Below are 23,532 nucleotides of genomic sequence, written 5' to 3' on the forward strand. Positions count from 1 at the left end.
GAAGTTGTCTGACATCATACAACCAATAGAAAAACATATAAATTCAAAAATAAGACAACATAAGATTGGGAGGTTATAGAATATGAGTAAATTTAATCGTATTTTTTTAGTAGTAATGGATTCCGTTGGTATTGGTGAAGCACCAGATGCGGAAAAATTTAATGATAAAGGTGCAGATACACTTGGACATATTGCAGAGCATATGAATGGATTACATATGCCGAATATGGCGGAATTAGGACTAAGTAATATAAGGGAAATTAAAGGAATTGAAAAAGCTGTAAAGCCTAAAGCCCATTTCACTAAAATGGAAGAAGCATCCAATGGTAAGGATACAATGACCGGACATTGGGAGATTATGGGATTACATATTGAACAACCATTTCAAACATTCCCGAATGGTTTTCCAGCGGAGTTAATAAATGAATTAGAAAGCAGAACCGGAAGAAAAATTATTGGTAATAAGCCTGCATCAGGGACCGAAATATTAGATGAGCTTGGAAAAGAGCATATGGATACGGGTGCATTAATTGTTTATACATCTGCTGATTCTGTATTACAAATTGCTGCCCATGAGGATATTATTCCAATCGATGAGCAGTACCGCATTTGTGAAATTGCTCGGGAACTCACATTAGATGAAAAGTATATGGTAGGTAGAGTTATTGCACGTCCATTTGTTGGGAATCCTGGAGCATTTGAACGTACTTCTAACCGGCATGATTATGCATTGAAGCCTTTCGGTAAGACCGTTATGAATACATTAAAGGATGAAAACTACGATGTGATTGCCATTGGGAAAATATCTGATATTTACGATGGTGAAGGCGTAACGAAAGCAATTCGAACTGTAGATAATGATGACGGTATGACCAAATTAGTAGAATCCATGAGCATGGATTTTCATGGTATTAGCTTTTTAAACCTGGTTGATTTTGATGCGAAATTTGGTCATCGTAGAGACCCACAAGGCTATGGAGAAGCACTAGAGGCATATGATGCTAGACTTCCTGAAGTATTGAGCAAACTGAAGGATGATGACTTATTAATTATTACTGCAGATCATGGTAATGACCCTGTACATCATGGAACAGATCATACACGTGAGTATGTGCCATTGCTTGTTCATCATAAAGGGATTGATGTTGGTAGGGAATTACCAATTAGAAAAACCTTTGCCGATATTGGTGCAACGATTGCTGATAATTTTAATGTTACATTACCAGAGCACGGTAAGAGCTTTTTGAAAGAGATTTAATTAGGGAGAGGTATAATAGATGGAGTATTCAAAGATAAAAGAAGCGAATGAATTTATTAAAAGTCAATTATCCACTACACCAGAAATTGGTTTAGTTTTAGGGTCTGGACTAGGAGTTTTAGCAGACGAGATTGAAAATCCTGTCATTATTCCGTATAACCAAATTCCATATTTTCCAGAATCAACGGTTTCAGGTCATAAAGGACAATTAGTAATTGGTCAGTTAGAAGGAAGACAAGTTCTTGCAATGCAAGGTCGTTTTCATTTTTATGAAGGTTATACTATGCAGCAAGTTACCTTTCCGATTCGAGTAATGAAAGAGCTTGGCATTACCTCATTAATTGTAACAAATGCAGCTGGTGGAATTAATGAAAGCTTTGAGCCTGGTGATTTAATGGTCATTACCGACCAAATCAATAATATGGGAACTAGTCCACTGATTGGTCCGAATGATGAACAACTAGGTGCGAGATTCCCAGACATGTCTTCCGCTTATAATAAAAAGTATGTCGAGTTTGCACTTGAAGCGGCTAAAGAACTAGACTTAAAGGTTCAAACAGGAGTATACGTAGGAAATACTGGACCTGCGTATGAGACCCCAGCAGAAGTGCGTATGCTAAGAACTTGGGGTGGAGATGCAGTTGGTATGTCAACTGTACCGGAAGTAATGGTGGCAAATCATGCTAATATGAAGGTACTAGGAATTTCTTGTATTTCGAACATGGCAGCAGGCATTTTAGATCAACCTTTAACCCATCATGAGGTTATTGAAACTACAGATAAAGTGAAACAAGACTTTCTTCAATTCGTGAAGAAAATTGTTCAGACATTACCATTGAACTAACAGGAGGTAGAACATTCTATGCGGATGTACGATATCATCGAAAAGAAACGGGACGGAATAGAACTTACAGAAGAAGAAATCTACTTCTTTGTAAATGGTTATACAAGCGGTGACATTCCTGATTATCAAGTCAGTGCATTAATGATGGCGATTTATTTTCAGGATATGACGGAAACAGAAAGAGCACTTTTAACAAAAGCTATGGTTGAATCTGGTGATCAGATTGACCTTTCTGATATAGCAGGAATTAAGGTAGACAAACATTCCACTGGTGGTGTTGGAGATACGACAACACTAGTACTAGCACCTCTTGTTGCTTCTGTTGGTGCTCCAGTAGCTAAAATGAGTGGCCGTGGGCTAGGCCATACAGGTGGTACAATTGATAAGTTAGAGTCCGTGCCTGGATTCCATACAGAGATTACGAATAAAGAATTTATCGATTTAGTCAATAAAAATAAAGTTGCGGTTATTGGGCAAACAGGAAACTTAACTCCTGCAGATAAAAAGCTGTACAGTTTACGAGATGTGACAGCTACGGTGAACTCGATTCCGCTAATTGCAAGCTCCATCATGAGTAAAAAGATTGCTTCTGGTGCAGATGCCATTGTATTAGATGTCAAAACCGGTGCAGGGGCATTTATGAAGGAAATTGAAGATGCGAAGGAATTAGCTCAAGCAATGGTTTCAATTGGAAAAAATGTTGGCAGAAATACGATGGCGGTTATTTCTGATATGAGTCAACCGCTAGGCCTTGCTATTGGTAATGCATTAGAAGTAAAAGAAGCTATTGATACCTTAAGCGGGAAAGGACCAAAGGACTTAACTGAATTATGTTTAGTATTAGGTAGTCAAATGGTTGTACTAGCAGAGAAAGCAAGCAATATTGAGGAAGCAAGACAAATGCTTGAAGACAATCTATCTAATGGTAAAGCACTTGAACAATTTAAGACATTCCTTGCATCACAAGGTGGAGATCCAACTGTTGTGGACAATCCAGAATTACTACCGAAAGCACGTAAGCAAATTGAGGTAACGGCAGAGCAGTCTGGAACAGTGCAAACAATCGTTGCGGACCAACTTGGAACTGCTGCTATGATGCTAGGAGCTGGGAGAGCAACGAAGGAATCTGAGATTGATCTAGCTGCTGGCATTATGCTCCATAAAAAAGTAGGTGATCCCGTACGTAAGGGAGAGCCACTTCTTACTATGCATTGTAATATCGACAATGTAGCATCGGTTGTGGAACTAATTAAGTCTAGTATCATCATTACAGATGAAAATGTGAAAGCACCAAAGCTAATTTATGAAATGATTACAGAATAGTTTAATCGGGAAGTCTCGCTTATGGGACTTCCCGTATTTATTGTTAAGATTTTATCTTTTCCTGATTATAAATCTGTTTAATTTTGGTAATCCTAGAGTTATATTGATTGCTGGAGGTTAAACACGATGAAAAAATTTGTTCTAATGATTAGTTTACTATTTTTCACCCTTTCTTTTTATACGATTACAGTAGCAGCAGAAGAAAAAGGGGATTCACAAAAACAAGAGTCATTTGATCTAGCTCCTGATGCTAAATCCGGCATTTTAATCGAACGAGATACAGGAAAGATTATGTTTGAAAAACAAGCCCATGAAAAATTACCACCTGCAAGTATGACGAAGGTGATGACATTACTGTTAATCATGGAGGAAATAGAAAAAGGTACATTGAAAAAAGATGAACTCATAAGAGTCAGTGAAAATGCAGCATCAATGGGGGGATCACAAATCTTCCTTGAAGCTGGCGAAGAGATGACCGTTAATGACCTGTTAAAAGGTATTGCGATTGCTTCTGGTAATGATGCAAGTGTGGCATTAGCCGAAAGAATTGCTGGAAGTGAAGAAGCATTTGTAAAAATGATGAATGATAAAGTAAAAGAGCTAGGGTTAGAGAATACACAGTTTCAAAATGTGACTGGATTACCTGCAGAAAATCATTATAGTACAGCATATGATATGGCAATGATGGCGAAAGAATTATTAAGTCATGAGTCCGTTACGGAATATACATCTATATATGAAGACTATTTACGGAAAGGGACTGAAAACGAATTCTGGCTTGTTAATACGAATAAGCTGGTTCGCTTTTATCCTGGTGTTGACGGATTAAAAACGGGCTTTACCAATGAAGCAAAGTACTGCTTAACCGCTACGGCGAAAAAAGGTGACATGCGGGTTATTGCTGTTGTAATGGGGGCCGGGACTCCAAAAGAAAGAAATGCAAGCGTATCTAAGATGTTAGACTATGCATTTAACACATATGAAACGAAAAAGCTCTTTGAAAAGGGAGAATCTATTACAAAGCTAAATTTATTCAAAGCAGAGAATAGAAATACTCCGGTTGTGGCCTCACAATCCATTAGCACCTTATTTAAAAAAGGAGAATCTGTAGACGAATTATCTACCTCTGTCAAGCTTGATGCTATTACATTACCTTTAAAGAAAGGCGATAAGGTTGGTACGCTCCAAGTTAAAAATGGTGAAACGGTCATCTCTGAAACACCTCTTGTTGTTGAAGAGAATGTCGAGAAGGCGTCATTATTCACCTTGTTTAAACGCTCCATTCAGAAGCTGTCGAAATATGACTAATTACTTCTAGTTTAGGAGAAATATTTCTTCTTTTGTCTATAAGGAAGGAATTTACCCATTTCACAACGAATGTGTACTTACATAAGGAATGTAAGGAGGATTAAAATGGGTCTAGATTATACATTTGAGGTAAAAGAAGATGTACTTATTGTTCGCTTAGCTGGCGAACTGGATCATCATGAAGCAGAGGGCCTACGTGATCAATGGAAGGACATGCTTTACCATAGCCCGGTTAAGCATGTAATTTTAAATCTTGAACTAGTTAGTTTTATGGATAGCTCTGGACTAGGTGTTATTCTAGGTAGATATAAGGAAGTACTGCAATTAGGAGGGCAAATGGTTGTTTGCTCGATACCACATTCTATCAAACGCTTGTTTGAAATGTCTGGTATGTTCAAAATTATTCGTTTAGAGGAGAATGAGATGTTTGCATTAGAAACGTTGGGGGTGGCTTCATGAGAAATGAAATGCATGTAGAGTTTTCTAGTGTTAGTCAAAATGAATCGTTTGCCCGTGTGACCGTTGCTGCATTTGTGGCTCAGCTCGATCCCACAATGGAGGAATTAACTGAAATTAAAACGGTAGTCTCTGAGGCAGTGACGAATGCGATTATCCATGGATATAATAACGACCCTAATCATAAAGTATCCATTACGTGTAAGGTATATGATGATGGTGAAATAGAATTAACGATACGCGACTATGGTATTGGAATTGATGATATCGATGAGGCAAGGCAACCATTGTATACATCAAAGCCGGAACTAGAACGTTCCGGTATGGGTTTTACTATTATCGAGAACTTTATGGATTCTGTTGAAGTTATATCCAAGCAAGGTGAAGGTACCACTGTTCATATGAGAAAGCAGTTAACGAAAAGTAAAACGGTTTATAATTAAGGATGTATGCCTATGGTTAATGTAAAGCAGGATAAACGGAATGAAGCATTAACGGATGAACAAGTCAAAGCGTATATTCTGAAAAGTCAACAGGGTGACAAAGAAGCTCGTGATTATTTAGTTGAAAAAAATATTCGATTAGTATGGTCCGTTGTTCAACGTTTCATGAATAGAGGATACGATCCGGATGATCTATTTCAAATTGGAAGTATTGGATTGATTAAATCGATTGATAAGTTTGATCTTTCCTATGATGTGCGTTTTTCAACCTATGCAGTACCGATGATTATCGGTGAAATTCAACGTTTCCTTCGTGATGATGGTAGTGTGAAAGTGAGTCGTTCATTAAAGGAGATTGGTAATAAAATCCGTAAGAAAAAAGATGATCTAACGAAACAACTCGGAAGATCACCAACAATCAACGAAATTGCTGAGGCATTAGAGATTTCTCCTGAGGAAGTTGTTCATGCCCAGGAAGCTGCGAAGTCACCTCATTCCATACATGAGACTGTTTTTGAAAACGATGGTGACCCGATTACCTTATTAGATCAAATAGCTGACCAAGACTCCAATTGGTTCGATAAATTATCGTTAGAAGAAGCGATACGCGGTTTAAGTGAACGAGAACGATTAATCCTGTATCTAAGGTATTATAAGGATAAGACGCAATCAGAGGTTGCTGAAAGGCTTGGCATATCGCAAGTCCAAGTTTCGAGACTGGAAAAGAAAATATTGTTTGAAATGAAAAGTAAAATTGATCCTTAAAAGCTGTGAGGGGCTAAACCCCACAGCTTTTTTAGTTGAATTTTACTTTTTAATAAGGAATAGAGCAGATAGCGTTAAAACAATTGTATACTTTATGAGATTATCGTGAAGGATATTCAGCTATTTGTACTTCCATTTAATAATATTTCATGTTTAAACAAATACTAACTTGTATCTTCAATGATTCCCCAGAGGTGAAGGAAATGGATGGAATTGTTTATTTACGAATGAAAAAGAAATTAGAAATAAAGAATCCAATCGAACTAAAGCTAAAAGATGTAGCATATATATCCTCAAATTCAAATGAAGCAATTAAAAAATTACAAGAATTAAGGATATATCGAGTTACGGAAAAAGATAAGGAAATTGTTATTATCGATAGTTTTTTGATTATAAAGCATTTAACGGAAAACTATCCAAATATAGAGATTCAATTAATTGGTCCAGAACAGACCATCATTCGAATCAGTAAATACAAAAAGAATCCCAATATGATAGTCGTTTGTTTAGTATGGCTGCTACTATTTATTGGAACTGCCATGACCATAATTAATTTTCATTATGATGTAAGCATGCAGGCAGTCCAGCAGAAAATACATTATTTACTAACAGGAGAGGAGAATGAATTTCCATTATGGATTCAGATTCCTTACTCATTTGGTTTAGGTATTGGGATGATTTTATTTTTTAATCACTGGTTTAAGAAGCGCTTTAATGAAGAGCCAAGCCCTTTAGAGGTAGAAATCTTTAAATATCAGCAGTCACTTGATGATTATGTCAATTACTATGAGAACAGATTAAATGACCCAAAGTATCCTCATTAATGCAATGGAGGTCATAATTGGCTTTTCAAGTGGACTTGCTGTTGGGTGTGGGTTCGTGGCTTTTCTAACCGTACTAGGTATTATTCCCAGATTAATTCAGCTTACGAAAACATTACATCTAGTAAAGGTATATACAGGTTGTGTCATATTAGGAACTTTGTTTGGGACTTATTTATCGTTTGCTACTATATCGTGGAGCCATCCAGTTATTTTGCTCGTTATATGGGGGGCATTCCATGGCGTTTTTAACGGTATGCTAGCAGCTGCATTGACAGAAGTTTTGAATGTTTTTCCATTATTATCTAAGCGCATAGGGCTGGATAAGAAAATTATTACCCTCATGATGGCTGTTGTATTAGGAAAAATAGTTGGTTCCTTATTTCAATGGATAATCTTAGTAAGATAAGATTGGAGGATTACAATTGAGTCAACAACCAGTTTCAGCAAATATTAAAGAAAACAATCGATACATGAAAGAGAGAGTTGGAGTAGGGACTTCTTTTGATGTAGGGTTTCGAGAAATAACCGTGTTAAAAACAGAAATTCAATTGTACTATGTTACTGGTTTAATCGACAGTATGATCATACAAGATCTTATTGAAGAACTACTCCACTTAAATGAAACGGAAAGAGAACGGAGAAAAATAGCCGAGATTGTTAAAAATCGCTTGCTTCATCAACAAGTTTCCGAAATTAAAACGATGGATGAAGTGGTGGACCAGGTTCTTTCCGGATTAATCGTTGTGTTAATGAATGGGGAGCGATTCGGATATGCAATTGATGTTCGTAACTATCCTGGCCGCTCACCGGAAGAACCAGACACGGAAAGGGTAATCCGAGGTTCTCGTGATGGCTTTACGGAAAATATCATCGAAAATACAGCATTAACGAGAAGAAGAATACGAGACGAGCGATTGCGAAATGAAATGTTAAAAGTAGGAGAAAGATCAAAAACGGATGTTTGCTTATCCTATATTAAAGATATTGCAGATGATGGATTAGTTGATTTAATAAGGAAAAAAATTGAAAAAATCGATATAGATGGTATCACAATGGCTGAAAAGTCATTAGAAGAGTATATTGTCGAACGGAGATGGAATCCATACCCATTGGTCCGGTTCACGGAACGACCAGATGTAGCGGCAAACCATCTGTTAGAAGGGCATGTAATCATTATCGTGGATACTTCTCCTAGTGTGATCATTGTGCCGACCACCTTCTTTCATCATTCGCAGCATGCCGAGGAACACAGACAGGCACCACTTATAGGCTCTTGCATTAGATGGCTTCGATTTTTAGCGATTTTTTTATCCATTTTCCTAGTACCGACATGGTTATTATTTGTACTTGACCCAACGCTTCTACCTGGAGAACTCTCCTTTATTGGACCAAATGAGGATGGAAATATACCAATTGTAATACAGCTTATTTTAGGAGTAATTGGAATAGAGTTTTTAAGGATGGCTGCCATTCACACGCCAACTGCCCTGTCCACCGCGATGGGATTAATTGCTGCTGTATTAATTGGTCAGATTGCTATAGATGTAGGGCTGTTAGGTCCTGAGGTTATTCTCTATATATCGCTAAGTGCTATTGGTTCATATGTAACACCAAGTTACGAATTGAGTGTTGCCAATAAGGTAGCAACAGTCGTCTTATTACTAGTTACTGCAATCTTTGGATTATATGGCTATGTAATCGGAACAACATTGTTCATCCTGTTCCTGGCGAGTTTACGGTCTATGCGAACGCCGTATCTTTGGCCATTGCTTCCATTCAATCCAAAAGCAATGCTTACAACAATATTAAGGTTTCCAACTCCTTTTGCCAATACTAGACCTAGTATAGTCCATCCAAAAAATATATATCGACAACCAGTTGATAAGTAATTAGAGTAAGGAATAAAACGATTCGCTACTGTGAATTGATTTTATTCCTTTTGTTTTTTGACTGGTTATGATAAATTTTTTATAAGTATTTTTACTTATCAAACAAATAAAGATGAATAGGTGATGGGAAATGTTCATGGATCAATATCCATATCAGATAAATAGTCTGGGTCATATAGAAATTGGTGGGGTAGACACGGTGGAGTTAGCTAATAAATACGGTACACCACTGTATGTTTATGATGTTGCAGTGATACGGGAGCGTTGTAGATCATTTGTTGATACGTTTAAACAATTAGGGGTACGTGCACAAGTGGCGTATGCAAGTAAAGCCTTCTCTTCTATTGCAATTTTACAGGTAATTAAACAAGAGGGATTATCAGTAGATGTAGTTTCTGAGGGGGAGCTTTATACAGCATTACAAGCTGGAATTAACCCAGAAAAGATACATTTACACGGTAATAATAAAAGTTCCCGCGAATTAGAAATGGCTGTTGAGAATCATATTGGTTGTGTGGTGGTGGACAACTTCTTTGAGATCGAATTACTAACGAGCATACTGAAGCACCATAATAAGAAAATGGACGTAATTATTCGTGTAACACCAGGAATTAAGTCTAAAACACATCAGTATATCATGACGGGTAATGAAGATTCTAAGTTTGGATTTGATCTACATAATGGACAAGCTGATGAAGCATTTCATTTATTGCTTGAGAATCCACATGTGAATTTTAAAGGGCTACATTGTCACATCGGTTCGCAAATATTTGATACAGAAAGATTTGTTACAGCAACAAATATCCTATTTAATAAACTAGTAGAATGGAAAGATTCTCATGGATTTATTCCGAAGGTGCTTAACTTAGGTGGGGGATTTGGTATTCGCTATACAGAAGAGGATCAACCAATTCCACTCCACCATTATGTTGAGAAGCTAGTTGAAACAGTGAAGGAGCATAGTGAACAACTAGATATCCCATTACCAGAAATTTGGATTGAACCTGGTCGCTCTATTGTAGGCGATGCGGGAATTACTTTATATACCGTCGGTTCTCAGAAGCACATACCTGGTGTTCGTGATTATATTTCAGTGGACGGTGGAATGACAGATAATATTCGCCCAGCACTATACCAAGCGAAGTACCATGGATTACTTGCTAATCGGGCAAATGACGCCAACGATACGGTGGTTTCTGTCGCAGGAAAATGCTGTGAATCAGGGGATATGCTAATTTGGGATCTACCAATTCCTAAAGTTAATAGTGGAGATATATTAGCTATTCTATCAACTGGAGCATATGGCTACTCGATGGCAAGTAATTACAATCGAATCCAACGTGCAGCGGTAGTATTTGTGGAAAATGGTCAAGATAAATTAGTTATTAAAAGAGAGACATATGAGGACATTATTAGTCATGACCTTTCTTATGAATCATGATTGTATCGTGTTAATAGAAAACAACAACTATCCAAAAGTTGACTTAGCTAAGCTACTGGGTCCTAAACCGAGTCAAAACTTTAATTTAACGTATAGAAATGGTATTATGATGAAGTAATAATAGTTTTCGAAATGAATGGAGATGGAATAGATGTCTAAAAAAGGCTATATTTTAATGGAAAATGGAAATAAAATTGAATTTGAATTATACCCAAATGAAGCACCAGGAACAGTAGCTAACTTTGAAAAATTAGCAAATGAAAACTTCTATGATGGTTTAACATTTCACCGTGTTATCCCAGGCTTTGTAAGCCAAGGAGGATGTCCTATCGGTAATGGTACTGGTGGCGCTGGATATACGATTAAATGTGAAACCGATAATAACCCACATAAGCATGAAGAAGGCTCACTTTCTATGGCCCATGCGGGAAGAGACACAGGAAGTTCTCAATTCTTTATTGTACATGAACCACAACCACATCTTAATGGTGTGCATACGGTTTTTGGTAAGGTTACATCTGGTATTGAACATGCGAAGGCTATGCGTAATGGAGATGTAATGAAAGAAGTTAAAGTTTTTTCTGAATAAAACATTTTAGGACGGTATAGATGAATACAGCTTTATTGTTGATTTTCCTTATTTTGGTCGTGGCACCACTCAGTAATTTTGTCCATGAGATTGGACATCTGTTAGGTGCCAAGCTTGCAAAAGCAGATGAGATTACACTGGTGATAGGTAGAGGAAAGAAGCTTTTTAGATTGGTGTTTTATAATATGGAGTTGCAGATAGGTAGAATGTTTATTAGTTCCGGATACACAGGAAGTAAACGAATAAAACCGTATAGCAACGTTGAAGTTTTTTACATTACGTTATTTGGGCCACTTCTCAATGCAATAATTGTATTCATCTGTTACCTCTTTTATCAAAGCGTACCAAATACATATTTACTCATATTTATGCTGTATAATTGTTGGTTGTTTGTGATGAACGCTATTCCATATAAAGTAGGGAAACAAGAATCAGACGGGTTAATCATGGTGAGGGCCTTATTTCAAAAAAATGTATATTAATTAATAAAAATTGTCAATAATGATAAGGGATGAGTTATTTGAATCAACGCAAGAAAAATATCCTTCTATTTGTGGTGTTACTTGTGCTGGGTATTATCTGGGGATTTGCTTATTGGTATATATTTGTATTTTAGAACAATAATTGACAAATATAGATTAATAGGTCAATATATATAACGAACTCCAATTTAATTAAAGTAATTAGATTAAATGTTATATTACATAGTGAGGGGTATCTATGTTAAATCGCTATAAAAAAAATTCGGAAAAGATTGCAATGGGTTTATTGTCTTTTATGCCTGAAGAAAAAGATGTAAAGAAGTTGCAACAAACTATAAAAGAGTATGAAACCAATCCAGATTGGCATCTTTATCTTTGGAAAGAAGATGATGATATTGTCGGTGCAATCGGATTACGAGTTGACGGTGAACAAGCAATTATTCAACATATTTCCGTAAATCCTTCACACAGAAACGTTGGTATTGGTAAAAAGATGATTCAGGAAGCAAGGAAGCTGTATGGTTCCTCACACCAAGTTAGTTCAGTAGATCAAATACGTGTATATTACGATCATTGTATGGAGCAAGAGGAGAACCCTAATAACTAGGGAACACTTATAGAATATAATGTTTTTCTGACAGAACGGGAAGTAGGATATTGTTTTTAGCCTACATAAGAATAGCAGGATATTCGACAAAGTAAATGTGAGTTTTTCTAAAAAAACCAGCCCTACACATGTATAGGGCTGATTTTTGTTAGGAGTATTAGTTAATGTTGACGAAGCTAATCGTAGCTTATCTTAGAACCAAGCAGCACCAACAATAATTAAAAGAATGAATAATACTACGATTAAAGCAAAGCCTCCGCCATAATTGTATCCTGCACCCATTTAAAATTCCTCCTTTTTTTAATCATGAATAAATGTTTTTTGGGTAACATTTATCTTACGTTAATAACTTATGTAGATACCCAATCCTGTGTATAGGCATTTGAAACGAGTTTTAGTAAAATAAATCTCTTAATGTCTTGGAATTAATTTTAGAAAGGGCGACATATATGAATCAAGCATATCAGGTGAAATTAGATACATTTGAAGGTCCGCTTGATTTACTGCTACATTTAATTAATCAATACGAGATCGATATTTATGACATTCCAGTTGCCCAAATCACGGAACAGTATATGAATTACATACATACGATGCAGCATTTAGAGCTAAATATCGCAAGCGAATATTTAGTAATGGCAGCAACGCTTCTAGCAATTAAGAGCCAAATGCTTCTTCCTAAACCTGAGATTGAAGAGACAGATGAAGAGTATATGGAGGACCCTAGAGAAGAATTAATGCAACGGTTAATCGAATACAGGAAGTACAAAGAGGCTGCGGAAACGTTCAAAGAAAAAGAACTAGAAGCACATCAAACCTATACGCGACCTCCCGTTATATTCGACAATTTAAATATCGAGAAAACAGTCGTTCAAGGTGAAATCTCGATTTATGATATGCTAGGTGCATTAGGTAGAATGCTAGAAAGAAAGAAGTGGAAAGAGCCACTAGATACGCGTATTCAAAAGGCAGAAATACCAATTGAACAACGGATGGAAGAAGTATTGGATATAGTAAAGAGGAAAGCAAGAAGTGGAATTACGTTTGATGAATTATTTACTGTACGTACCAAATCCCATATAGTTGTTACGTTTATGGCCTTGTTAGAATTAATGAAAATTAATCAAGTAACGTGTAAACAAACACAGCATTTTGAACCATTATATGTATACTATGCAGGGGATGAAATATAAGATGAAAAATGTAAAAGCAATTCTAGAAGGGTTACTATTTGCAAGTGGAGATGAAGGAATTACGATAAAAGAATTAGGTAAGATTATGCAAATCTCCGAAAAAGCTGTAGAACACTTAATCGAAGAGTTAAAATATGATTATGAGCATGCGAGTAGAGGTATTATGATAATGGAATCGCATCATGTGTTCCATTTAACGACAAAACCAGAGCATAGTGAGTATTACAAAAGATTGGTAGAAGCTCCTCAATCTAGTAGAATGTCTCAGGCTGCTTTAGAAACACTTGCGATTATCGCCTATCGTCAACCAATTACACGGTCAGAAATTGATGAGATACGTGGGGTGAAAAGTGATCGACCGGTTCAAACCTTACTTGCAAGATCGTTAATTGAAGAAGTAGGTAGAAAAGAGGGAATCGGTAGACCCACCTTATTCGGTACGAGTAAAGATTTTCTAACTTACTTCGGATTAACCTCATTAGAAGAGCTGCCACCATTACCAGACAACTTTGATCCGGAAGAATTTGAGGATGAGGCAGATTTATTCTTTGACCGATTTAACGATTTAGAAGAAGCAAATAATAATTAGAATGTACTATAGCAAATTTGTACTTAAGATGAAACTATTCCATTATCTTAGATCCAGAAAATAAATAATTCATGTAAAAACCTAAACAAATTCGAACTCAAAGAATTTGCTCAGGTTTTTTTATCTTTTATCATAAGTGAAAACTAAGGCTAACTCCTTTTATTTGTAGTATGGTTAGAAATTATGCTCAGAGGTTGTACATTTTTAATCATATCAAAGCAGCTTTCGCATAAAATGTATAGACATGATTCTGGGGGGACAAACTATGCGTTTTATTGCAATGATAGTGTTAACGATCATTCTCTTTACATTTTCATTTCCGATTATTGGACATGCTGAGCCGGGTGTGTCTGCGAATAATGCCGTCTTAATTGAACAGTCGACCGGCCGAATATTGTTTGAAAAGAAAGCACATGAAAAACAAAATATTGCCAGTATAACGAAAATCATGACAGCAATAATTGCCATTGAATCAGGAAAAATGAATGAAATGGCAAAAGCCAGTAAAAAAGCAGTTTATACGGAAGGATCCTCCATTTACTTAAAGGAAGGCGAGAAAATGAAATTGGAGGATTTAGTATATGGATTAATGTTACGGTCTGGGAATGATGCTGCGGTTACAATTGCTGAGCATGTTGGTGGTAGTGAAGAAGGCTTTGTCTATCTTATGAATGAAAAAGCCCAGTGGCTAGGAATGACAAATACGCATTTCGATAATCCACATGGACTGGATTCTGAAACCCATTATTCCTCTGCTTATGATATGGCATTACTAATGCGGTATGCCATGGAGAATGAAACATTCCAAGAAATAACTGGTGCTAAATTCTATAAGTCCGATAATAGAGAATATAGCTGGAAAAATAAAAATAAATTATTAACCGTTTTCTATAAATATTGTACCGGTGGAAAGACAGGCTTTACGAAACAAACAGGTAGAACATTAGTATCCACTGCATCGAAGGATGGAATGGACTTAATTGCTGTTACGTTAAACGCTCCAGATGATTGGCGAGATCATATCAACATGTTTGAATGGGGGTATGAGAACTATAAAATGGAATCTATCGGAGATAAAGGAATGATTGATCTTCAAATAGGACCTGAAAAAAGGATCGAAGGCCATATTCATGATGATACATTGTTTCCTTTAAAAGATGGAGAAAGAGAAGCGGTAAGCTCGGAATGGTTGCCTTTTGAGAAAGAACTTGGCACAGAACAAATTGTCGGGAAGCAATTATTCTCGTTACATGATGAACCAATATTAGAGGTTGCTATTTTTAAAGATGGAAAACCAGAAGATGAAAATAGCTTTTTTGCCAATGTAATTTCGATATTTAAGCAAGTATTTAGGATGGGATAACATGGTTAATTTAATCTGGGCTTTCTTAGCAATTATAGGCATTCTATATGCTATGTTTAACGGAACGATGGATGAGGTTAATAAAGCCGTTTTTGAAAGTGCAAATGAAGCCGTTACGTTATCAATCGGTCTTATTAGTGTACTAGTATTTTGGCTAGGTATTATGAAGATTGCTGAAGAGGCAGGGATCTTGAAAGGACTAGCAAAGTTATTTAGACCAATAGTGGTGAGGCTTTTTCCAGAGATTCCAAAGGATCATCCTGCAATAGGCTACATACTTTCCAATGTTACCGCTAATATATTCGGGCTTGGTAATGCTGCTACACCTATGGGAATCAAAGCAATGGAAGAGATGAAAAAAATAAGTGGTTCGGATGAGGCGTCCAGATCGATGATAACGTTCTTAGCGATTAATACTTCCAGCTTAACACTTATTCCTACAACCGTTATTGCTATTAGAATGCAATATGATTCTATTTCCCCAACAGAAATCGTAGGGACTACGATACTAGCAACCTTAATCTCTACTACTAGTGCTATTATGATTGATCGGCTATTTTATTATAGAAGTACTTGGAGGAAGAAGTGATATGGTATTTATTTCACAGGTAAGTATATGGATTATCCCGTTATTTATTATGTTCGTCTTGTTGGTTGCTACCTGGAAAAAGGTACCATCCTATGAATTATTCGTCGAGGGAGGGAAAGAAGGGGTTAAGATGGCCTTTTCTTTACTTCCTTTTTTAGTAGGGATGATTGTAGCAATTGCTATCTTTAGAAGCTCTGGTGCTTTAGATGCTATTATCGGTATGATTTCACCGATTTTATTATTTTTTGGTGTGCCCCCAGAGATTGTACCACTTGCATTGGTTAAACCAATCTCTGGCTCTGCCGCTCTTGGGGTTACAACTGAATTAATTGCAACACATGGTCCGGACTCCTTTATAGGAAGACTGGCATCCACTATGCAGGGAAGCACGGATACAACTTTATATATTCTAACTGTATACTTTGGTGCTGTTGGTATTCGTAAGATGGGCTATGCCCTAAAAGTTGGACTTTTAGCCGATATAATTGGTATAATAGCAGCGATTGTTATTGTTACCTTGGTGTTTGGATGATTTTATAATCATGCACATTTTGGATAAAATCATTTATATAGCGTTAACATATGGTTAACGCTATTATTATGTTAAAAAAGAATAGAAATTGGTGATGAAATGTCAAATACATATGAACGTTTACAAAAAGTGATTGCACAAAGTGGTGTAACCTCTAGAAGAAAAGCAGAGCAACTAATTATAGAAGGAAAAGTGAAGGTGAATAATAAAGTCATAACAGAGCTAGGTACAAAGGTGAGTCCTGATGACAAAATAGAAGTAAATGGTGTTCAACTTGAGAAAGAAGTTCCGGTTTATTATCTTTTTTATAAACCTAGAGGTGTTATTTCTAGTGTAAAGGATGAAAAAGGTAGAAAGGTTGTAACTGACTTTTTCCCAGAGATTGAAGAAAGGATTTATCCAGTCGGTAGATTAGATTATGATACATCGGGGATTCTTCTTTTAACGAATGATGGGGAATTTGCCAATCTTGTCATGCATCCAAAGCATGGTGTTGAGAAAGTATACGTTGCTAAGATTAAAGGGATTCCATCAAAGATAGAGCTAGGTAGACTAAGGAAGGGTGTACGGGATAAAGGAGAAATACTTAAAGCAATACGTTACCGGATTCTGTCTACCGATAAGAAGAAAAATACGATGATTCTGGAATTAACGTTGCGCGAAGGGAAAAACCGACATGTCCGTCGTATGATGGAGCAATTAGGGTACCCTGTTATGAAGCTGAAACGTGAACAATACGGGTTACTGACTCTAGATGGGTTAAGTGTAGGAGAGTATCGGAAATTAACTCCTAAAGAAGTAAAGCAGATGGTTAACCTAGCCACACAAATTGTTGAAGATTAGACATAATTTCATTGTCCAAATAATGGTATAATTGGTCGGGGAGTGTTGACTATGAGTATTGAGCAAGCAAAATTGAAGAAAAAAAATAAGCGAAGAAATAGATTAATATTTCGTTCTGTTATTTTAGCTTTACTCCTATTGGCGGTAGTCTATGCACTCGTGACCAATATTACAGCAGACAGGACGGTTTATAGAGCTGGCGATAAAGCCCCTGATTTTCAATTAAAGCAAGTCAATGATCATAATGAAGTGGAAACAGTTCGTCTAAGTGATTATGAAGGCAAAGGGGTTATGCTGAATTTCTGGGGTACGTGGTGTGCGCCTTGTGAAGCAGAGATGCCATATATGCAATCATTATATCCAGAATACAAAGAAAAGGGAGTAGAAATTATAGCGGTTAGTCTAGATGCAACGGAATTTGTAATAGACAAATTTGCTGAGAAGCATAACTTGACTTTCCCTATACCTCATGACACGAAAGGACAGGTAAGAGATCTTTACAAAATAGGTCCAATTCCTAGTACATTTTTTATTAGTCCTGAGGGTGAGATAGTTGATGTTGTGGAGGGTGCCCTTACTCTTGAACGATTAGAGGGGTATTTAAAGCAAATTCAACCTTCTGAATCATAAGACAAAAGAGGGATATCTATGAATCATATTAAGTGTGAATGTGGACATGTAAATCCAGAGGGAACAGTCCTTTGTGAAGCCTGTGGTAAACCTGTTCAGGCGAACCAGCATATTGATGGTAATGATAAGCGGAAATTGCTGAATATGCGCTATGAGGGAAGTGCAAGACGATCTACTACATATAACAAAACTATCATTGATAAAATTTGGAACTTCTTCTCCTCGGTAAAAGTTGCTGTTTGGCTAATTGTTTTGGCATTAATAGCGTCTGGAATTGGTACAATTTTTCCTCTGGAACAATATATTCCTGCTGATGCAGTGTCTCGGGATCCAGCAGTTTTTTATCCTGAAACGTACGGCATATTTGGGCAGATTTATTATCAACTAGGATTTCATAACTTATATAGCTCTTGGTGGTATTTAATTTTAATCGCTTTGATTGGTGTGTCGTTAGTAATTTGTAGTATTGACAGATTTGTTCCGTTGTATCGAGCACTTAAGAGACAACGAGCAAAGCGACATGAATCATTTATAAATAGACAACGCTTTTATAGTCAAACAGAAACAGTATCAACTGAAGATGTAAACATAGTGAAAGAACGGTTACAGAAGCAACATTATCGTATTAAGGAAGAAGATGGCCATATTGTAGCTGAAAAAGGTAGATTTTCTAGATGGGGTCCTTATGTCAATCATATCGGTCTTATTATTATATTAGTTGCTGCACTGCTTCGGACAACCCCCTTTTTCTATCTATCGGATTATATGTGGGTCCGTGAAGGTGAAACCGTTGTAATCCCAGGGACGAATAGTGAATATTACATTGAGAATCATGAGTTTGTCCTGGATACATATGATGAAAATGATGAACGATTTAAAGATGCTCTTCAACAAGAAGGGAGAATTATCCCTAGTAACTTCCAAACAAATGCAACCGTTTATCATGCGGAAGAAGCAGAAGTATTAGGTGCTGAGGAAGAGCTTGTTAAAGTAGATGATTATAACATTACGATGAATAATCCAGCTAAGGTTGGCGGTTATACACTTTATCAACAGGGCTATCAATTGAATGCTTTTTCAAAGATGACCTTTAAAATCTATGAAATGAACGATCCGGATGCAGAAGCGTTAGGTGAGTTTACTATTGACTTGTATCATCCACAAAGCCACTATGAACTAGATAATGGTTTTACGGTTGAAGTAGCTGAATTTTATCCTGATTTTGAGTTAACCAGTGATGGTGTTAAGTCTGAAACGAATGAAACGAATAACCCAGCATTTGTCTTTAATTTATATCCACCTGAAAGTGAAGAAGCAGAGACTAGTTTTATAGGGGATGTTATTGGGGCTGTAGAAGAACTTGGAATAGACCCTAAAGTAGTTGATCTCGAGCCTATGGGACATGTAGTCGGAACTTTTGCACCTACTGTTGATCCAACTGGGGAAAATCAATACCGCATCATCATTGATGCAATTGATTTTGATCGTAAGAGTGGTATAAGTGTTAAGCGAGACAATACGATTCCTTTATTTATAATTGGTGCGCTCATCTTTATGATTGGGGTTATTCAAGGCATGTACTGGCAGCATCGCCGAGTATGGATTCACCCTAAAGAAAATGGCATACTATTAGCGGCCCATACGAATAAGAACTGGTTTGGACTGAAAAAAGATATTGAAAAAGCAATTGACGGTACCTCTATTCAAATGGTGGATGATCAAAAAGAAGATTAATAGGTACAAGGAGGAAACTCATGGAGAGTTTATTAAATACGAGCAGTACAATGCTATTTATAGCATTTATTTTGTACTTAGTTGCAACGTTATTTTTTGGGGCAACCATTCGTGATAAACATGTTGATCACAAAAAGCAGGGATTTGCTGGAAAGCTTGCAATTTCATTAACGATTTTAGGCTTTCTAGCACAGCTAGTCTATTTTATTACGAGATGGATGGCGTCTGGTCATGCTCCGGTAAGTAATATGTTTGAGTTTGTCACTTTCTTAGGAATGTGCCTAGTGTTAGCGTTTATTATCATTTATTTTATGTACAAATTGAGTATTTTAGGCTTATTTGCTTTACCAATAGCGTTAATATTCATTGCTTACGCAAGTATGTTCCCTACAGAAATTGCACCACTTGTTCCATCATTACAAAGTCACTGGTTGCATATCCATGTAACGACAGTCGCCTTAGGACAAGGGATTTTATTTATTAGCTTTGTTGCCGGGCTTATCTATTTAATTCATGGAATTGACCAAAGTAAGCGTTCCGGTCGTACTATATCACTTGAGGTAGTGCTTTATACTATCTTTTTAGTAATTGGTTTTATTGTGGTTTCGTCTGTGTTTAATGCAATGAATTATAGTGCAACATTCGAATATCCTTTAAATGGAAAAACCGTCACTACGGAATATACGTTACCAGCAATTGCAGCACCTAATGAAGGTGTACTGATTACAGAAGATGTGATGAATCCGTTATTTGAGACGCCTGCATGGATGCACGGTGCGGATGCAGGCAGTAAGTTTAACACGGTAATATGGTCCTTTATTGCAGGTACGCTTCTTTATGGATTAGTGCGCTTAATATTTAGAAAACGTGTTGGTGCATTGCTTCAACCACTTCTGAAGAATGTTAAACCAGACTTAGTAGATGAAATAAATTATCGTTCTGTTGCTATTGGCTTCCCAGTGTTTACATTAGGTGGTTTGATTTTCGCATCTATCTGGGCTGAGATTGCATGGGGACGATTCTGGGGCTGGGATCCAAAAGAAGTATGGGCCTTAGTGACCTGGTTCTTCTATGCAGCTTACTTACATTTAAGACTTTCTCGTGGTTGGCACGGGGAAAAATCAGCATGGTTAGCCGTTATTGGATTTGGCATTATCATGTTTAACTTAATCGTTGTAAATCTTGTTTTAGCAGGTTTACACTCATACGCATAAATCACCTTGAAAACATGACATTTTTCGTACAAATGTCATGTTTTCTTATACATTTATATGTGCTTAGTTTATACTGTTGGTAGATAGTATGTAAGGGGGAGCATTCCATGAATAATAGTACTAGAGTACTTGTGGTTGATGATGAAGAAAGAATCCGCCGCCTAATTCGTATGTATTTGGAACGGGAAGATTTAATTGTAGAAGAAGCGGAAAATGGCCCAGAAGGATTAAGCTTGGCATTAGAAAATGATTATGATGTGATCCTATTAGATATTATGATGCCGGAGATGGATGGAATTGAAGTTTGCCAAGAATTAAGAAAAGAAAAGAATACACCTGTTATCATGTTAACGGCAAAGGGTGAAGAAGCCAATCGCGTACAGGGATTTGAAGTAGGTACCGATGATTATATTGTGAAGCCTTTCAGTCCTAGGGAAGTAGTACTTCGGGTGAAAGCATTACTACGTCGTACCGGTTCAGGTGGAAATCAGGAAATGAATGCATCAACAAAAGATTTATTAGTATTTCCACATTTAACCATAGATCATGATGCCCATCGTGTTACAGCTGATGGACAAGAAGTTGCACTGACACCGAAAGAGTATGAATTACTATGCTATCTAGCTAAATCACCGGATAAGGTATTTAACCGTGAGCAGCTGTTAAAGGATGTTTGGCAATATGAATTCTTTGGTGACCTACGAACTGTCGATACCCATGTAAAACGTCTTCGTGAGAAATTAAATACAGTATCCAAAAAAGCTGCAAAGATGATTGTTACGGTTTGGGGAGTTGGATACAAATTCGAGGTAGATGATGAATAATGTTTTGGCGTAGTGTAGTGGGGAAACTAGCAGTAACTATATTATTGCTAGTTTCTTTTGTATTATTTGTATTAACGATATTTTTATTAGAGTTCTTTGAGAACTTTCATATTCAAGAAGCAGAAGAAGCATTATTACAGACCGCGACAAAGGTTTCGGTTATGGTGGAAAATCACGAGGATAAATCATTAATTTATGAAACAACGGAACGAGTAAAAGACCCATCAAGTAAAGTGATTATTTTATTTTCAGAAGGGGATTATTGGAGTTCAGAAACCGATGATATTCATTTGTCCAGTTTACGGGATGAGTGGCTTATCGAGCAATCCGATGTAGCTGGAATTATGGCGGATGATGACAACAACAACGATGAAATTGAAGTTTCAGAAGATGAGCCTGGTATTATGCTCGTTGGAAAAACTGTTCCGAACACCGATGATGTTGTACTAGTATATCAATCATTAGCTATTGTCGACCGTACCAAAGCAGAAACAACTAAGATCATATTAGGTGCTGCTGCTGTCGCGATTATTCTTACAACGATATTTGCCTTTTTCTTATCAACACGTATTACATCACCATTAATTAAAATGAGAGAGGCAGCCTTTGATTTAACAAGAGGAGAATTTAATACAAAGGTTCCCATCTTGACGCATGATGAAATTGGGGAACTGGCGATGGCATTTAATCATATGGGAAGACAGTTAAAATTTCATATTAATGCGTTAAGACAGGAGAAAGAACAATTATCTAGTATTGTTAATTCGATGGCAGATGGTGTGATTACATTAAGCCGTAGCGGGGAAATTATTGCTACCAATCAGCCTGCGGAACGGTTTATAGAAGACTGGTATTTCGAAAAAAATCTACAAAGTGATACCGAATCACGTAAGCTTCCAAAAGAATTGCTGGATACGTTACAGCAAGTCATTGAAGGGGAAAAGGAAGTAATAGAAGAAATCACATTACAAGGCCGAACCTGGGTAATGATCATGACACCTTTATATGATCAAGCTTATATACGTGGTGCAGTAGCTGTAATTCGCGATATGACTGAGGAACGTAGGCTAGATAAATTGCGTAAAGACTTTATTGCGAATGTATCCCATGAATTGCGAACCCCTATTTCGATGTTGCAAGGATATAGTGAAGCAATTGTTGATGATATTGCCGAGACGAAAGAAGAGAAAAATGAACTTGCACAAATTATCTATGAAGAATCATTACGGTTGAGTCGTCTCGTAAATGAATTACTCGATATGGCTAGTATGGAAGCAGGACATTTAACCTTGAAAAAGGAGAAGGTGGATATCACTCCTTATATTGAACGGATATTCCGTAAATTCCAAGGAATTGCTGCAGAGAATCAAATTGAAATGAGTTTAGCGAAAGATATACAAGAAGCTCAGGCTTATTTTGATCCGGATCGTATTGAACAAGTATTTACAAATTTGATTGATAATGCGATTCGCCATACGAGTGAAGGTGGCTTTGTGAAGGTTTCGGTCACAAATGATGATAATGGATTATCGGTGTCTGTTGAAGACAGTGGTAGTGGAATACCGGAAGAAGATTTGCCATTTGTGTTTGAACGATTCTATAAGGCTGATAAATCGAGAACTCGGAATAAGCATGTTAAAGGTACCGGGCTAGGGTTATCTATTGCCAAAAATATCGTCAAATCACATAGAGGTACCATTACGGTGAAAAGTAAATTAGATATCGGAACAACATTTAACTTCATGATTCCCAAGGAAGAAGATATTTAATCTTGTAATTTAGCTGTTGTATG

Annotated in this window: 26 protein-coding genes; 25 read left to right on the plus strand and 1 reads right to left on the minus strand. The window is 36.8% G+C overall.

Translation table 11 applies throughout. From position 1 onward, the window contains the following. The first annotated feature begins 82 nt into the window (after window positions 1–82). From deoB to ACSKT4_RS11145, 14 genes are all read left to right on the plus strand, one after another. Window positions 83–1,258 (plus strand): phosphopentomutase, encoded by a 1,176-nt coding sequence (gene deoB, locus ACSKT4_RS11080; RefSeq protein WP_339214779.1) that lies wholly within the window; start codon window positions 83–85, stop codon window positions 1,256–1,258. A gap of 19 nt (window positions 1,259–1,277) precedes the next feature. After that, the gene (locus tag ACSKT4_RS11085) at window positions 1,278–2,102 is read left to right on the plus strand and encodes a purine-nucleoside phosphorylase (RefSeq protein WP_465823396.1); all 825 of its coding nucleotides are present in this window, start codon (window positions 1,278–1,280) and stop codon (window positions 2,100–2,102) included. Between the two features lie 18 nt (window positions 2,103–2,120). Beyond that, a complete protein-coding gene (locus ACSKT4_RS11090; RefSeq protein WP_465823397.1) occupies window positions 2,121–3,425 on the plus strand; it encodes a pyrimidine-nucleoside phosphorylase in 1,305 nt (434 codons plus the stop codon). Between the two features lie 126 nt (window positions 3,426–3,551). Further along, the gene (locus ACSKT4_RS11095) at window positions 3,552–4,733 is read left to right on the plus strand and encodes a D-alanyl-D-alanine carboxypeptidase family protein (RefSeq protein ID WP_186869833.1); all 1,182 of its coding nucleotides are present in this window, start codon (window positions 3,552–3,554) and stop codon (window positions 4,731–4,733) included. A 105-nt stretch (window positions 4,734–4,838) separates the two neighbouring features. After that, window positions 4,839–5,192, plus strand: a complete 354-nt coding sequence (gene spoIIAA / locus ACSKT4_RS11100; RefSeq protein ID WP_186869832.1) for an anti-sigma F factor antagonist — start codon at window positions 4,839–4,841, stop codon at window positions 5,190–5,192. After that, a complete protein-coding gene (spoIIAB, locus tag ACSKT4_RS11105; protein ID WP_465823399.1) occupies window positions 5,189–5,632 on the plus strand; it encodes an anti-sigma F factor in 444 nt (147 codons plus the stop codon). The genes spoIIAA and spoIIAB overlap by 4 nt, the downstream gene beginning before the upstream one ends. Window positions 5,633–5,644: 12 nt before the next feature. Continuing rightward, a complete protein-coding gene (gene sigF / locus ACSKT4_RS11110; RefSeq protein ID WP_186869830.1) occupies window positions 5,645–6,397 on the plus strand; it encodes an RNA polymerase sporulation sigma factor SigF in 753 nt (250 codons plus the stop codon). Window positions 6,398–6,600: 203 nt separating this feature from the next. Then, on the plus strand, window positions 6,601–7,221 hold the full coding sequence (locus tag ACSKT4_RS11115; RefSeq protein ID WP_211741586.1) for a stage V sporulation protein AA: 621 nt from the start codon (window positions 6,601–6,603) through the stop codon (window positions 7,219–7,221). Beyond that, window positions 7,199–7,627 carry a stage V sporulation protein AB gene (locus ACSKT4_RS11120; RefSeq protein ID WP_465823401.1) on the plus strand — a complete coding sequence of 143 codons (429 nt, stop codon included), beginning with the start codon at window positions 7,199–7,201 and terminating at the stop codon, window positions 7,625–7,627. The genes ACSKT4_RS11115 and ACSKT4_RS11120 overlap by 23 nt, the downstream gene beginning before the upstream one ends. A 64-nt stretch (window positions 7,628–7,691) precedes the next feature. Continuing rightward, window positions 7,692–9,110 carry a spore germination protein gene (locus ACSKT4_RS11125; RefSeq protein WP_186869962.1) on the plus strand — a complete coding sequence of 473 codons (1,419 nt, stop codon included), beginning with the start codon at window positions 7,692–7,694 and terminating at the stop codon, window positions 9,108–9,110. A 130-nt stretch (window positions 9,111–9,240) separates the two neighbouring features. Then, on the plus strand, window positions 9,241–10,551 hold the full coding sequence (gene lysA, locus ACSKT4_RS11130) for a diaminopimelate decarboxylase (protein ID WP_186869828.1): 1,311 nt from the start codon (window positions 9,241–9,243) through the stop codon (window positions 10,549–10,551). 151 nt (window positions 10,552–10,702) lie between these two features. Further along, entirely contained in the window at window positions 10,703–11,140 is a 438-nt protein-coding gene (locus ACSKT4_RS11135) for a peptidylprolyl isomerase (RefSeq protein WP_186869827.1), read from the plus strand. 20 nt (window positions 11,141–11,160) lie between these two features. After that, a complete protein-coding gene (locus ACSKT4_RS11140; RefSeq protein ID WP_186869826.1) occupies window positions 11,161–11,622 on the plus strand; it encodes a site-2 protease family protein in 462 nt (153 codons plus the stop codon). Window positions 11,623–11,860: 238 nt separating this feature from the next. Then, window positions 11,861–12,229 carry a GNAT family N-acetyltransferase gene (locus tag ACSKT4_RS11145; protein ID WP_186869825.1) on the plus strand — a complete coding sequence of 123 codons (369 nt, stop codon included), beginning with the start codon at window positions 11,861–11,863 and terminating at the stop codon, window positions 12,227–12,229. 192 nt (window positions 12,230–12,421) lie between these two features. Here the strand turns inward: ACSKT4_RS11145 and ACSKT4_RS11150 are convergent, their stop codons facing one another. Further along, the gene (locus ACSKT4_RS11150; RefSeq protein WP_047980004.1) at window positions 12,422–12,511 is read right to left on the minus strand and encodes a YjcZ family sporulation protein; all 90 of its coding nucleotides are present in this window, start codon (window positions 12,509–12,511) and stop codon (window positions 12,422–12,424) included. A gap of 167 nt (window positions 12,512–12,678) precedes the next feature. Here ACSKT4_RS11150 and ACSKT4_RS11155 point away from each other — a divergent pair, with 167 nt between their 5' ends. From ACSKT4_RS11155 to ACSKT4_RS11205, 11 genes are all read left to right on the plus strand, one after another. Then, window positions 12,679–13,422 (plus strand): segregation/condensation protein A, encoded by a 744-nt coding sequence (locus ACSKT4_RS11155; RefSeq protein WP_186869824.1) that lies wholly within the window; start codon window positions 12,679–12,681, stop codon window positions 13,420–13,422. A gap of 1 nt (window position 13,423) precedes the next feature. Then, window positions 13,424–14,011, plus strand: a complete 588-nt coding sequence (gene scpB / locus ACSKT4_RS11160; protein ID WP_186869823.1) for an SMC-Scp complex subunit ScpB — start codon at window positions 13,424–13,426, stop codon at window positions 14,009–14,011. A 265-nt stretch (window positions 14,012–14,276) separates the two neighbouring features. Further along, the gene (locus ACSKT4_RS11165) at window positions 14,277–15,374 is read left to right on the plus strand and encodes a D-alanyl-D-alanine carboxypeptidase family protein (protein WP_186869822.1); all 1,098 of its coding nucleotides are present in this window, start codon (window positions 14,277–14,279) and stop codon (window positions 15,372–15,374) included. A gap of 1 nt (window position 15,375) precedes the next feature. Continuing rightward, the gene (locus ACSKT4_RS11170) at window positions 15,376–15,963 is read left to right on the plus strand and encodes a nucleoside recognition domain-containing protein (RefSeq protein WP_186869821.1); all 588 of its coding nucleotides are present in this window, start codon (window positions 15,376–15,378) and stop codon (window positions 15,961–15,963) included. A 1-nt stretch (window position 15,964) separates the two neighbouring features. Further along, window positions 15,965–16,495, plus strand: a complete 531-nt coding sequence (locus ACSKT4_RS11175; protein ID WP_186869820.1) for a spore maturation protein — start codon at window positions 15,965–15,967, stop codon at window positions 16,493–16,495. A 99-nt stretch (window positions 16,496–16,594) separates the two neighbouring features. Continuing rightward, entirely contained in the window at window positions 16,595–17,338 is a 744-nt protein-coding gene (locus ACSKT4_RS11180) for a pseudouridine synthase (RefSeq protein ID WP_186869819.1), read from the plus strand. Between the two features lie 51 nt (window positions 17,339–17,389). Further along, a complete protein-coding gene (gene resA, locus ACSKT4_RS11185; RefSeq protein ID WP_186869818.1) occupies window positions 17,390–17,968 on the plus strand; it encodes a thiol-disulfide oxidoreductase ResA in 579 nt (192 codons plus the stop codon). A gap of 18 nt (window positions 17,969–17,986) precedes the next feature. Continuing rightward, a complete protein-coding gene (gene resB / locus ACSKT4_RS11190) occupies window positions 17,987–19,702 on the plus strand; it encodes a cytochrome c biogenesis protein ResB (RefSeq protein WP_186869817.1) in 1,716 nt (571 codons plus the stop codon). A gap of 20 nt (window positions 19,703–19,722) precedes the next feature. Further along, window positions 19,723–20,916: a c-type cytochrome biogenesis protein CcsB gene (ccsB, locus tag ACSKT4_RS11195; protein WP_186869816.1), complete on the plus strand. Its 1,194-nt coding sequence runs from the start codon at window positions 19,723–19,725 to the stop codon at window positions 20,914–20,916. Between the two features lie 107 nt (window positions 20,917–21,023). Further along, on the plus strand, window positions 21,024–21,740 hold the full coding sequence (locus ACSKT4_RS11200) for a response regulator transcription factor (protein ID WP_186869815.1): 717 nt from the start codon (window positions 21,024–21,026) through the stop codon (window positions 21,738–21,740). Beyond that, window positions 21,740–23,509 carry an ATP-binding protein gene (locus ACSKT4_RS11205; RefSeq protein ID WP_186869814.1) on the plus strand — a complete coding sequence of 590 codons (1,770 nt, stop codon included), beginning with the start codon at window positions 21,740–21,742 and terminating at the stop codon, window positions 23,507–23,509. The genes ACSKT4_RS11200 and ACSKT4_RS11205 overlap by 1 nt, the downstream gene beginning before the upstream one ends. Window positions 23,510–23,532 lie beyond the last annotated feature (23 nt).

The organism is Ornithinibacillus liuyingii, assembly GCF_055550225.1.